Annotated in this window: 13 protein-coding genes; 12 read left to right on the top strand and 1 reads right to left on the bottom strand. The window is 37.7% G+C overall.

All coding sequences use genetic code 11. The features are described 5' to 3' along the window. Nucleotides 1–55: 55 nt before the first annotated feature. The 8 genes from BFJ97_RS01480 (at nt 56) to BFJ97_RS01445 (ending at nt 8,115) form a co-directional block, all read left to right on the top strand. Nucleotides 56–1,084, top strand: a complete 1,029-nt coding sequence (locus BFJ97_RS01480; protein WP_068982880.1) for a helix-turn-helix domain-containing protein — start codon at nt 56–58, stop codon at nt 1,082–1,084. Next, nucleotides 1,085–2,527, top strand: coding sequence for a RecQ family ATP-dependent DNA helicase (locus BFJ97_RS01475; RefSeq protein WP_068982879.1), 1,443 nt, complete (start codon nt 1,085–1,087; stop codon nt 2,525–2,527). Nucleotides 2,528–2,612: 85 nt separating this feature from the next. Further along, nucleotides 2,613–3,389: a LysM peptidoglycan-binding domain-containing protein gene (locus BFJ97_RS01470; RefSeq protein ID WP_068982878.1), complete on the top strand. Its 777-nt coding sequence runs from the start codon at nt 2,613–2,615 to the stop codon at nt 3,387–3,389. 159 nt (nt 3,390–3,548) lie between these two features. Continuing rightward, nucleotides 3,549–4,304 (top strand): metallophosphoesterase, encoded by a 756-nt coding sequence (locus BFJ97_RS01465; protein WP_068982877.1) that lies wholly within the window; start codon nt 3,549–3,551, stop codon nt 4,302–4,304. Between the two features lie 251 nt (nt 4,305–4,555). Then, nucleotides 4,556–5,521: a YpdA family putative bacillithiol disulfide reductase gene (locus BFJ97_RS01460; RefSeq protein WP_068982876.1), complete on the top strand. Its 966-nt coding sequence runs from the start codon at nt 4,556–4,558 to the stop codon at nt 5,519–5,521. A gap of 97 nt (nt 5,522–5,618) precedes the next feature. After that, entirely contained in the window at nt 5,619–5,936 is a 318-nt protein-coding gene (locus tag BFJ97_RS01455) for a hypothetical protein (protein WP_068982875.1), read from the top strand. 72 nt (nt 5,937–6,008) lie between these two features. Next, on the top strand, nt 6,009–6,569 hold the full coding sequence (locus BFJ97_RS01450; protein ID WP_068982874.1) for a glycerol-3-phosphate acyltransferase: 561 nt from the start codon (nt 6,009–6,011) through the stop codon (nt 6,567–6,569). 4 nt (nt 6,570–6,573) lie between these two features. Then, nucleotides 6,574–8,115: an aminotransferase class V-fold PLP-dependent enzyme gene (locus BFJ97_RS01445; RefSeq protein WP_068982873.1), complete on the top strand. Its 1,542-nt coding sequence runs from the start codon at nt 6,574–6,576 to the stop codon at nt 8,113–8,115. A 28-nt stretch (nt 8,116–8,143) separates the two neighbouring features. On the opposite strand, the gene BFJ97_RS01440 is transcribed toward BFJ97_RS01445, so the two are convergent. Then, on the bottom strand, nt 8,144–9,112 hold the full coding sequence (locus BFJ97_RS01440) for an asparaginase (RefSeq protein WP_068982872.1): 969 nt from the start codon (nt 9,110–9,112) through the stop codon (nt 8,144–8,146). 337 nt (nt 9,113–9,449) lie between these two features. Here BFJ97_RS01440 and prsW point away from each other — a divergent pair, with 337 nt between their 5' ends. The 4 genes from prsW (at nt 9,450) to BFJ97_RS01420 (ending at nt 13,361) form a co-directional block, all read left to right on the top strand. Next, a complete protein-coding gene (gene prsW, locus BFJ97_RS01435; RefSeq protein ID WP_068982871.1) occupies nt 9,450–10,124 on the top strand; it encodes a glutamic-type intramembrane protease PrsW in 675 nt (224 codons plus the stop codon). Between the two features lie 366 nt (nt 10,125–10,490). Further along, nucleotides 10,491–11,309: a spore cortex-lytic enzyme gene (gene sleB / locus BFJ97_RS01430; protein ID WP_068982870.1), complete on the top strand. Its 819-nt coding sequence runs from the start codon at nt 10,491–10,493 to the stop codon at nt 11,307–11,309. Between the two features lie 15 nt (nt 11,310–11,324). Beyond that, nucleotides 11,325–12,608, top strand: a complete 1,284-nt coding sequence (locus tag BFJ97_RS01425) for a PepSY1/2 domain-containing protein (RefSeq protein ID WP_068982869.1) — start codon at nt 11,325–11,327, stop codon at nt 12,606–12,608. Between the two features lie 87 nt (nt 12,609–12,695). Continuing rightward, nucleotides 12,696–13,361 carry a flagellar brake protein gene (locus BFJ97_RS01420; RefSeq protein WP_068982868.1) on the top strand — a complete coding sequence of 222 codons (666 nt, stop codon included), beginning with the start codon at nt 12,696–12,698 and terminating at the stop codon, nt 13,359–13,361. Nucleotides 13,362–13,456 lie beyond the last annotated feature (95 nt).

Here is a 13,456-nt window from a genome sequence, read left to right as displayed (position 1 = left end):
GATGTTTATCTTACTTTTCAACATAAATACTATTAAATTGGAGGAATTTGCGTCTATGTTTCATCAAATTTTATTGCAAATCTTTCAAAAACTCAATAACGAACGGTCGATTTCTGCAGCTTATCATGTATTGAGAGGAAAGCGCTCAGGACAGACGATTCAAGACATTGGGTTATTTCAGCTACATAAATATTTCGGGCTATTACCTAAGTTATCGCGAGCGACATTTGATGAAGCTGTATCCTTATTTTTGCAGAATAGTTGGTTAATAATGCAAGAATCTGGTCACTATTCCATGAAAAAGTTAGGTTTACAGCAAGCGGAGCAAACACCTGATTTTTTATTTGATGGGTGGCACTATAGGGGAAATGAGCATATATTTTTTGCGAGATTGTCATTAATTGTACAAAGTTTATCCTATCAGCGTGCTGGATTACGTTCCTTTTCTCCAATAAGTAGGGATACGAATATTCAGTCTTGGGTTCGTACATTTTTACTTGAACATAATTATCAAGATGGGCATTTACAGCAGCAATTACTGGAGGAATGCGAAAACGTGCTTTCTGAGTTATCTTTATCTGAAGCCAACAAACAGCTTGTCCTCTATCGATTGAGTGGCTATGGTTTGCCAGGATGGACATGGCAGCAACTTGCTAGTGAACGAAAGGAAGCAATTTTAGATTGTCAATTAGCGTTTATAGAATTGCTACATGTATTTTTAAATGAAGTCCATCAAACAACTGATTATCCGTTACTTGGAAAAATAGCAGAGGAAATAAGAGTAAAGGCGTTATTAACCGATTCAGCTCAGCAAACAGCGCATTTATATGAGCAGGGCTATTCGATTGAACAGATTATGCAAATAAGAAAGCTAAAACAAAGTACCATTGAGGATCATTTTGTAGAATTAGCCATGTATGAACCAAACTTTTCGATTGGTCCATTCGTCTCTTATAAGGAAGCGGAAAAAGTTTGGCAGGCATCGAAACAATATCAAACAAAAAAATTAAAAACATTGCATGAAGTGGTTGAAGGTATGAGTTATTTCCAGTTAAAGCTTGTCCTCGCGAAAGGAGAAGTATAAATGGAACTTGAACAAATATTGGCAAAGCAATTTGGTTATACAGCTTTTCGTCCAGGGCAAAAAGAGGTTATTGAAGCAATCCTAGAAGGAAAAGATGTTATTGCTCTATTACCGACAGGAATGGGTAAATCACTTTGTTATCAGTTGCCAGGGTATATCTTGCAGAAGCCGGTATTAATTGTTTCTCCACTGCTTTCGCTAATGCAGGATCAGGTAGAGGAGTTAAAACGCTTTGGTGAAAAGAGGGTAGTTGCTTTAAATTCATTTTTAACCATAAGTGAGAAACGTTATGTATTACATTTTTTAGCGCAGTTTCGTTTTATTTTTACGTCACCAGAAATGCTATTGCAGCAACAAGTTCAGGATAAGCTTTCACAAATGCAGTTAGGTCTTATTGTTGTGGATGAGGCACACTGTATTTCTCAGTGGGGCTTTGATTTTCGACCAGATTATTTACGAATTGGACAGTGGTTTTCACAAGCAAATCGTCCACCTGTTTTAGCTTTATCAGCGACTGCGACGAATAAAGTAGTCAATGATATACGGGATACATTGTCGTTAGATTCACCTTTTGAGTTTTTATATAATGTGGATCGATCTAATATTCATCTCGGTCGTGTTGTATTTGAGGATAGGGAAGATAAAGCACACTGGATTATACAGCATATAAAAGAGACAGCAGGACCAGGTATTTTATATATGTCCTCGCGAAAGCGTGCTGAACAATATAGTGAGGTACTAATCCAGGCAGGCATACGAGCGGCTGCTTATCATGCAGGCTTTGGTGCTGAGGATCGCCAGTTTATTCAGCAACAATTTATTGACGGGGAACTCGACTGGATTGTGGCAACAAATGCGTTTGGGATGGGGATCAATAAGTCGGATATTCGTCAGGTCATTCATGAAACGATGCCTGCCAATGTAGAAAATTATATGCAGGAGATTGGTCGAGCGGGGCGTGATGGTCACCCGGCGCTTGCAGTTTTACTTTATTGTGATGATGACGTAGAACTTGCAAAATTTGTTGTAACAGGCGATTTGCCAACATCTGGTCATGTCGATCGGTATCAGGAACTACTATATCAACAAACACAACCATCGCAAATGCTGAAAAACGGAGAGCTGAGTGAGACCGCTTTTCGTGTGCTTGATTATTGGTTACAACAAGAAACGATGGAACAAGTTAAAGTACGACTAAATCATTTGGCACTGGAAAAATACCGTGCTGTCAATGAAATGCAAAAAATTACTCAGACAAAAGACTGTATTCGCAAGCAGCTAGTCGGGTATTTTGGGCAAACATTGTTGAAAAAACCGGAAAACTGTTGTGAAAATTGTGGAATCAATTATGATGAAATCAATAAAGCGCGCTTGAAGGAAGAGAAGAAAATAGAAATGATTCCATGGAAAAGTCGGTTAAAGCAACTTTTAATGGGCTTTTAGACTATAATTGACGGTCATTTACTTTTTGCGCAAAATTCGTCATAATAGAATGATAGAAAGCGTAGTAAGGTTGGAGGAAAGGCGAATGAGTAAAGAAGATTATCGCGATAAAATCGAAGAGCATCGTCAATCTTTTGTAGAAGAGCAAACAGAGCAGCAAGATTTATCTAGAGTTTCAAGAATGAATAAAAATGGGGGCAATAATAAAAAGCCGAAAAAAACAAAAAGAAAAACGCCATTAATGACGATTCTTTTTGTCATCTTTATCTTAATTCCATTATCAATATTAATCTATTTTTTAAAATTCTATGAACCGGGTGAAACAATTGAAGAGGCTGAAAAAAATTCTACGGATACAATTGTAGAAATTGATAAGTCTGGAAATAAAGCTGAAGTAGCTGACAAAAACAAAGAAGACGATAAAGCAAACAAAGACAAAGCTGAAAAAGAAGACAAAGCTAAAGATCAGTCTAAGAAAGATGCTGAGAAATTAGCAGCTGAAAAAAAGGCAGCTGAAGATGCTAAAAAGGCTGAAGAAGCTAGGAAGGCCGAAGAAGCTAGAAAAGCCGAGGAAGCTAGAAAAGCTGAGCAAGCTAGAATAGCACAAGCTGAAGCGGCAAGAAAAGCCGAAGAAGCTAAAAAAGCTGAGCAAGCACGTAAAGCCGAGGAAGCACGTAAAGCAGAACAAGAGAAACAAACTGCAAAAGCAAGTACCCATACTGTAAAGGCAAATGAAAATCTATATCGTATTGCATTGAATCACTACGGTGATGGAAGTGAAGCAACCCTAGCGAAAATCCGTGCAGCAAACGGTATGTCTTCAAATGATGTAATGGTTGGGCAAGTTATTAAACTACCATAAGAAAAGCAGGTGTCATTCTTTGGCAATGATGTTTTTCTAGTATAAAATAAAGGACAAACGTCAACAACAAATAAAGTTGAGGCGTACGTCTGATTTAGTGAAAGGCGATTCTTCATTATAACGAATCGTCTTTTTGCTTTCATAAGGAGATGTTAGGGAATGATTTATATTGGACTATTCGTTTTAGTAGTCATCGCGTTCCTGCTTTATATGTTAAAGGTGGCACATGAGAACAATGTTTTACATCATCAATTGCAATTAAAGGGTGAGCGGGAAAAGATTAGACTGTTTTTTATTTCGGATACACACTTACGAAAAATTAACCACCAGATGATTGAGCAGTTAGATGGCCAATTTGACGCGGTTATTATTGGTGGAGATTTTGCGGATGGACGCACCCCTATTGAGCGTATTCATGACAATTTAAAATTATTGACTCCTTTAGGACCGACTTATTTTGTATGGGGAAATAATGACAGAGAAGTAGGCGAGGAGCGGCTACAAGGTATTTTACAGGAGCATGGTGTTCAGATCGTAGCCAATGATGCAGTATTACTGCCTAAAAAAAACCGCTTTTGGCTAAGTGCAATTGAAGATACGTCTACAAAGAAATATAGCTTTGATGAAGCATTTGCAAAGGTGGGAGAGAAAGACTTAGTTGTCTTTATTTCGCATAACCCAGGCGTTTTCGCAAGAGTCCGTGCAAAATTTAGAGCAGATTTAATGATTGGTGGGCATTTACACGGAGGTCAAATTAGAATTGGCCCATACGGTGTGCATCCAAATGGCTCATATCGAGAGCGTGAGGGTGTGATGACTTTAGTAAGTAACGGTTATGGTACGACATTGTTACCTTTCCGACTTGGTGCGAGGCCACAATGTCATATTATTGACATTGAAATTTCGGGTAAATGAACAACCAAAACTCGATAGAAGGCGTATAATGGAACGATAAGGATTTATTCGGTAAAAGCCCGATTAATCAATTATGCCTTGGCATAATTGCGTCCGGAATCGGCTTTGTGCATGCATAAAGAACTCCTTTCCGATTTCCGTTAAACCTGTATTCATCTCACCGTCTATAGAGATGGGAGACTTCTTCTGAAAGAAGTTAAAAGTAAAGTATTAGCAAATCGCTGATACAAAGTTGATAGGAGTGTCAAGAAATGCAGCAAGTAGATGCAATTATTGTTGGAGGAGGTCCCTGTGGTTTAGCGGCGGCAATAGCCTTGCAAAATATTGGATTAAAGCCAATTGTCATTGAAAAAGGAAATATCGTAAATGCGATTTACAATTATCCTACGCATCAAACTTTTTTTAGTACGAGTGAACGTTTAGCTATTGGTGATGTGCCTTTTATCATTGAAGGACGTAAACCTAAGCGGAATCAAGCACTAGTTTATTATCGAGAAGTTGTGCGTTTGAAGGATATTCAAGTAAACCGCTTCGAGAAAGTAAATAGCGTTGTGAAAAATGGAGCGGAGTTTACAGTAACGACAAACAAAGAGGTTTATGCAACACCTTATGTTGTGATCGCCACAGGCTACTATGACCATCCAAATTATTTAAACATTCCAGGTGAGAAATTGCCGAAAGTCTTCCATTACTTTAAAGAGGGACATGAATTTTTTGATACTGATGTTCTTGTAATAGGTGGAAAAAATTCGGCAGTGGATGCGGCGCTTGAGTTGAATAAGGCTGGGGCTCGCGTCACTGTTGTCTATCGTGGTAGTGAGTATTCACCTAGCATCAAGCCATGGGTTTTACCAGAATTTGAAGGAGTAGTACGAAATGGAGAAGTCCAAATGCATTTCAATACAAATATACTGGAAATCCGTGAGCATGAGGTTGTAGTAGAAATTGATGGTAGCAAAAAAACTGTAAAAAATGATTTTGTTTTTGCGATGACAGGCTATCACCCTGATCATTCATTTATTCGAGCAATGGGTGTCTCAATTGATTATGAAACGGGTCGTCCTTTCTTTAATGCAGAAACTATGGAAACAAATGTGGAAGGATTATTCATTGCTGGAGTTATTGCAGCTGGAAATAATGCCAATGAAATTTTTATTGAAAATGGCCGTTTCCATGGTGATTGTATTGCAAAGACAATTGCCAAAAGAGCAAAATAGCAATAGAAGCTGTATAGGCATGTAAGCTTATACAGCTTTTTTTAAGAAGTTGGATAGAAGAAGAGAGAAAGCGACGGAAAGAAGGTCATGGCGACGGATGAAAGAGTCGAAGCGATGGAAAGAAGAGCCAGAGCGACGGAAAGAGGTCGAAGCGACGGAAAGAAGGTCCAGGGTGACGGATGAAAGAGTCGTAGCGACGGATAGAAGAGCCAGAGCGACGGAAAGAAGGGTCATGGCGACGGATAAAAGAGCCCAAGCGACGGAAAGAGGTCGAAGCGACGGAAAGAAGGTCCAGGTGACGGATGAAAGAGTCGAAGCGACGGAAAGAAGGTCCAGGGTGACGGATAAAAGAGCCCAAGCGACGGAAAGTAGAGCATACGCAACTCATCGGACGCCACAGAAAAGTGCCCAGTAGGATCGGAAATCTAACCCATGTAATGGTAATGAGACAAAATTTCATCGAAGTTAATTAAAAAGGTGTGAATGAATGCTTGGTTTATACTGGATATTTAGTTATATCGTAGGGAACTTTATGACGGCATATTTCGTTGGAAAAGCGTATGGTGTTAATTTACAGGAACAAAAGAGTAGAAACTTAGGTGCTCGAAATGCTGGCAATATTATTGGGAAAGCTGCATTTATATGGACCTTTTTAGGGGATTCTTTAAAGGGTGTGCTTGTTGTTGGTGTAGGACATTTATGGCATTTTGAAGAATGGGAAATAGTTCTAGGTGCTTGTTTAGTTATGTTTGGTCATTTGTTTCCATTTTGGCTGAAATTTAAAGGGGGAAAAGGGGTAGCAACTTTTATAGGTGTAGGTCTGGCATTGTCACCAAACTTATTTTTAATGATGGTTGTAGGGACAGCTATTACGCTTAGTGTAACGAGAAGTTTAACGCTTAGTATGTTAGGTGGCTTTGTTTTATATGGTGGAGCAATTGTTTATACCGATCAATTACTGTTATACATACCAATACTAGGAACAATAATCTTTATAATTATGAAGCATATGCCGAATATTAACGAAGCTTTAGGGAGAAGGAAGTGATGATATGTATTGGTGTAAAATTGCACATACGGAAGCGGAGTTTGAGGAAATTGCACGATTAAATTATGAAACCTTTGTCGAAGAAATTCCACAGCATCAACCTAATTCCGCTAGAAAAAAAATGGATCGATTTCATCATGAAAATACGTATATCGTTGTTTATAAAGAATTAGAACTTATAGGGATGCTTGCCTTTAGAGATCAGAGACCGTTTTCAATTGATGAAAAGATAGGAAAGGTTGAGCAGTATTTATCAAAGGAGATTAGTACTAAGCTATGTGAAATTCGATTGCTAGCTGTGAAAAAGGCATATCGAACAGGAAGAGTACTACTGAAATTGACACAGGCATTAACTGCTTTTGCATACGAAAAAGGTTATTCGGCAGCCGTAATCTCAGGGACTACCCGTGAAGAGAAACTTTATAAGCAAATGGGTTTTACCCAATTTGCACCTGCAACAGGGACAGAGGATGCTTTATTTTTACCCATGGTATTAACAAGACAGCAATTTGAAACGTCTTTGCAGCAAAGACTTGCGAAGGAGTGCCATACATTTTATCCAGGACCAGTGAAACAAAACGAACCATTCAATTATTCTGAGCTTTCTCATCGTTCGTTGGGCTTTCAATCACTATTTGAGCAGATGAGAAATAAGTTGCTTCAATTATCAGGAGCAGAACATGTAGCTACAATTGTAGGAACTGGGACATTGGCTAATGAGGTGATGCTAGGGCAATTGAAGGCTCAACAATTAGGACATGGACTTATTTTAATAAATGGTGAATTTGGAGAACGTCTTCGGAGGCAAGCTGAGAGATGGTCATTGGATTTTGATGTGGTTGAAGAAGATTGGGGCAGTACGTTTGCTATAAATATTTTGGAGTCTTATTTACAAAAGGGATCTTATCAATGGCTTCTGGTAGTACATGGAGAAACGTCGACTGGTACTTGCAATGACTTAAAGGGGATTTTACAGCTGACTAAACGTTATGATACAAAGCTTTGCGTTGATTGCATTAGTTCGTTCGGAGCAATGCCATTTACTTTAGAAGATTGTTACTTAGCAACTGCGGTAAGTGGAAAAGCTATTGGTGCGCTTAGTGGCTTGGCTTTCGTGTTTTCGCAAAACATTGTTAAATCTTCAACAACATTACCAGCTTATCTAGATTTAGCTAATTACCAGCAAGGTGCGATTCCGTTTACGTTACCAGCAGTACTTGTAGCAAATGTTGAAACAGCATTACAAGCATATCCAGAAAGATATGGACAGCTACAGCAACGCTTTAATACATTGCTGCAGCTACCATTTATGCACTATCAAGTTTCAACTAGACAATATCCTATGTTAATTACTTTACAACTTCCTAAAGCTTTGGCAAATCTACAGAGCGATTTAAAGTTAAATGGGTTATATGTTCATGCAGATAGCCAATATTTACGACGAAGAAATTTTATACAGCTTGCTGTTATCCAGCCAGATTTTGAGTTAGCAATCGAACGTTTACATAATATCTTAAGTTATTATAAGCAAGTTGAAGATGCATAAGTTAAAGTGAAGATTGAATACATTAGCTTTACATGAAAAATTCCTTTAAATCAAGAGGAGTTCCTGTTTTGTTAAGCCCAATTAATAATTTTAATCGCGCTTTTTGACCATTAATACCAGTTGCAAATATGGCTCCTAAATCTTCGAGCATTTTACCACCACCTACGTAGCCATATACGCCCTCGGTAATACCATTAAAGCAACGAGAGACTAATACAACAGGAATTCCTCTTTCTATTAAGCTTTCGATGCCTTTAACAACTGATGGAGGAACATTGCCTTGTCCGAGTCCTTCTAAAACGACACCATCATATTTGCATGCGAGCACTACTTCAAGTAGATCAACCTCCATGCCAGCATAAACTTTTAACATGGCTACGCGTTTTGATAATGCATGAATATCTACATATTGACGACGAATCGGTGCATGATGGAATAAAATACGTGTTTTTGTAATAAGTCCAATTGGTCCATACTGTGGTGATTGGAATGTATTTACAGAGCTGGTGCTTGTTTTGGTTGTATTTACGGCAAGATGAACTTCGTCATTCATCACAACTAGCACACCTTTTTCACGTGCTTCCTGATCAACAGCTACTCGTACAGCTTCCACTAAATTGTAAATTCCATCTGCACCTAGTTCATTGGAGGAGCGCATTGCACCAGTTAGTACAATAGGAATTGATAAATCAGTTGTTAATTCTAAAAAATAGGCTGTTTCTTCTAATGTATCGGTACCATGGGTGATGACAATGCCATCAATTTGCTCCTCTGAAACTTTTTCGATAATGAGGTTACGTAACTTAAGCATTTCTTTTGGCGTAATATGTGGCGATGGGAGGTTAAAAGCCTCCATTTCAATAATTGTGGCAAGCGTGTCGAGTTTGTTGCTTTCCTTCATTAAAGGGTTTTCCTTGTTTGGTATAACGGCACCTTCATCCGTCATCGCCATAGATATTGTTCCACCGGTATGAATTAATAAAATTGTTTTTTTCATAAAAAATAATGTCTCCTTTTAAAAAGTTTTATGTCATTACATGGTATAATAATAGCAGTTTATGTTTATTCAATAGCTATTTTTTGTTGAAAACGAAAGCTTAATACTACAGAAGTTTTCCACCTAAAATATGTGAATGTATTTTTTTAGTGGTCTCCACTAATTGACTGAGAACTTGGGCTAAGGAATTTCATCCTAGGAAAACGCCAAATTATCCAACTTTATGTTGGTCTAAAGCCTCAAGACGATGTCACAGATTTTGAATTGTGCTAACATAATTTAAAATTTGATCATAATTATGTCAAGGCGAAATTGATTTTTGAAAGGAGCCGGCAACATGATCATTTTATTATCAGCTGCCATTGCTCCCGGTCTAGCGCTTTTTAGTTACTTCTATTTGCGCAATCAGATGGCAACGGAGCCAAGAAGAACCTTACTTCAAACGTTTTTGTATGGCGCATTTTTAACGTTCCCAATCTTGTTTTTACAATATGTTTTAACAGAGGAAGGGATTTTTCGATCTCTTTATCTACAAGATGTAGTTTTTTCTAGTGTCGTTGAAGAATTTTTTAAATGGTTTGTTCTTTTAATCGCAATCTACAATCATGTCGAATTTGATGATCCGTATGATGGCATACTCTATGGTGCAAGTGTATCTCTTGGTTTTGCCACGATTGAAAATGTTCTCTACTTATTTTCGTTCGGATTAGATACGGCATTTATGCGAGCATTATTACCCGTATCAAGTCATGCATTATTTGGCGTTGTAATGGGTTATTATTATGGACGTGCCAAATTCTCGAAGCATGCAAAGACGACAGAAATGATTGCTATGGCGCTTTGTGCACCGGTAGTATTACACATTCTTTATAATACAATTTTATCATTCAAAGGGTATTGGGTATATTTAATGATACCGTTTATGCTATTTTTGTGGTGGTTTGGGCTTAGAAAAGTCAAACTTGCTCATTATCACCTTGTGCAACATTTGCATATGCATAAAAAAATATAAAGCGTAGAAATCTAAAAAAAGATTTCTGCGCTTTTCTTTTTTTACTTCTTTCAGCAAATGTGTTTTCGTAGCGAAAGTGAAACGTCAGCTACAAATGTTTTCGTAGCGAAAGTGAAACGTCAGCTACAAATGTTTTTTCGTAGCGAAAGCAAAGCGTCAGCTACAGGAATCTTCCTTCTCGATAGGTGGTGAGATGAATATAGATTTAAGTTACTTTTCAGCAGGTGTCCAAACAGCTGTACCTGTCGACATTGCTGAAAGAAGCTAAAGCCTTCGCACGATTCTAGACGCAATTTTTGCCGAGGCAAAATTGATATGTATAAAATGAGTTGTTTGTTTCAAGCTATGAAAAAAGGAGTGATGATCATGCGCTTAGTAAGCTTAATTTTTGCTTTGATGTTGGGGATTAGTATATTCGCTATTCCACAAAATGACGCCATTGCATTTACCGAGCAACAGATTTCTCGTGGTGCTTATGGAGATGATGTAATTGAACTGCAAGCAAGGCTACAATACTTAGGATTTTATAAAAGTAAAATTGATGGTAAATTTGGCTATAACACATATTGGGCTTTACGGAACTTCCAAGAGAAATATGGTTTACCAGTGGATGGGGTAGCCGGCGCTAATACAAAAAAAGCTTTATCTGGCAATTCAGATTACGATGAAGGCTGGGTTAAAGCTCAATTAAATGCAGGTAATCAATTTACCTATTATGGAGGCAAGCCACTTGAACAGCAAGTAAAAACAAACACTGGCGGTGGTGGTGGTGGTAAAAGTAGTGGTAGTAGTAATAATAATGGCACTAAAACTCAAGTACCTCCAAAGTATACTGAAAAAGACGTACAGTTAATAGCGAATGCGGTTTATGGTGAAGCAAGAGGAGAGCCTTATGAAGGTCAGGTAGCAGTAGCTGCTGTTATTTTAAATCGTCTGGAAAGTCCTGAATTCCCAAATACAATTTCAGGTATTATCTTCCAACCTTTGGCGTTTACAGCGGTGGCAGATGGGCAAATTTGGCTTGAACCAAACGAACGTGCAAAAGAAGCCGTAATTGACGCTATGAATGGATGGGATCCTTCAGAAAATGCACTTTATTATTTTAATCCGAAAACAGCTACAAGTAAGTGGATTTGGTCAAGACCTCAAATTAAACAAATTGGAGAACACATTTTCTGTTCATAGAAAGGAGGAAAATAAATGAGAACTATGCTCGTTATACTTACTGTAGCAGTTATTGGTTTAGGGGCATATAGCATTCATATGCACAAAGAAAACACTAGTTTACAACGTACTGTGCTAGCTCAGTACACAAATAATTTAACGGATGCTTCTGAGAAATTATCTGGACTACAACAAGCTGTTTCACAATCACTATTGTTTCAGGATGACCAAGCGATGAACAATGAGTTAGATTCTGTTTGGCGACTAAGCTCTGAAGTTCGATCTTCTTTATCTAATATTCCTGTCGGGCAAGAAGTCTCGAACCAGTGGCTAAGTTACTTAGGGCGCCTGGGAGATGAAGCCAAGAGAACAGAAAAAACAGGAGATTATCAAGCTTGGCAAGAAAAAATGCCACAGGTCTCTACAAATTTACAATCACTTTCAGATGAATGGACAGCCGCAACAGTAGATTTTTATAAAAATAACGGAAATATGGACGTCTGGGTGCAACAAGTAGATAATAAGAAGCCAAATACAACATTTGATAATGTTCAAAAAACATTAAAGGATTACAGCGAAAAAGATTTCCCACTTACATTAAGTGAATCTGATTGGCAGAAAAAAATAGAACTTAAAGCATTACAAGATTCGGTCATTACTGAAAAAGAGGCATTAGAAAAAGTAAAAAATTTATTCCCTATTATTAAAGATGCAACATTTACTGTTACGAAAAGTAGTGATACTGCACCATATCCGTTTTATCATATCCAATTCCACCAAGGTATTCGTTTAGGATATGTCGATTTAACAGAAAAGGGTGGACATTTACTATCCTACTTAGTGGAACGTCCAGTAGATGAAGCAAGATTATCACAAGATGAAATTAAGAAAAAGGCTGAGGAATATTTAAAACAACTTGGCATGAATGATGTTGCATTTGTGGAATCTCGTGAAAACCATCAAGCATGGCATTTGACATTTGCACGTGTGCATCCTGGAGACAATGCGTTGATTTATGCAGATGGCGTCCAACTAAAACTGGCAAAGGATACAGGCGAGTTACTAGGTGCTAATGCAATGGAATATATTCAGGAAGAGACGATTAAACCACAAACCCCAAGACCAATTGATTGGAAAACTTTCTTCGATAATGATGTGAAAGTAGAGGAAGTAAGAAAGATTTATACAGATAACGGTCAATTTGAACAACGCCTTTGTTATGAAGTGATTGCGGTTCGTGATAAAAATACACAAGAAACATTCAGGGTTGTTATTGATGCAGAAAATCACAATGTTTTAAAAGTGGAATATTTAACGTAATTTAATAAAAAACACCAGTTCATATAGCCAAAATGGGCATCTCATGCGATAATGAAGATATATATATTTGTGTTCGAGGAGATGCTCATGGAAATAAAAATTGGTACACAATTAGAACTTGAACCAACTTATACAGAGCGTGTTGAAAAATTCCGCTGTAAAGTTGTAGAACAAAAAGACAATATTATTTACATCGATTATCCAACAAATGTTGCTACAAAGAAAACAGCATTTCTAATAGATGGTTCTGAATTTAGAGCATCTTTTCGTACGGATGACAAACAATCATTTGCATTCATTACAGAAGTGACTGGACGTAAAGCTGGCAATATACCAATGATTATGTTGCACTGTCCAAATGCAGAGGACTTTATCAAAATTCAACGTCGTGAATATGTACGTGTAGAAACACCAGTGGATGTAGCGATCCAATTTAAGGATCACAAATATCAGCTAGTAACAGAAGATATTAGCGCAGGTGGTTTGTCAGTTGGCTTAAGAGGGGCATTTGCTTTCCAAGATGGTGATGAGGTTAAGTTAACGATCGTTTTACCGTTTGCTAATGGAGATGTTAAATACGTAATCACGGATGCGATGGTTGTTCGCATATCCGAAAACGATAACGATAACAAAAAAATAGCAACTATACAGTTAACAGATACAGATGATGTAGACAAACAGCATATTGTTCGTTTCTGTTTTGAACGTCAGTTAGTCAATCGTCGTAAAGAAACGAACCCTTTTGATGCTTAATTTTTTTCGCTGAAAATGTAGCGAATGCAAAGAACTAAGGTGGGAGCTGAACTGCCCATAAAATCCCCATTGAGTAAGTTTCACTTCATGCAGTT

This window comes from Lysinibacillus xylanilyticus (assembly GCF_001708185.1).
Taxonomy (GTDB): domain Bacteria; phylum Bacillota; class Bacilli; order Bacillales_A; family Planococcaceae; genus Lysinibacillus; species Lysinibacillus xylanilyticus_A.
The sequence above is the reverse complement of the archived record's forward strand: the minus strand, read 5'-3'. Positions and strand labels throughout refer to the sequence as shown.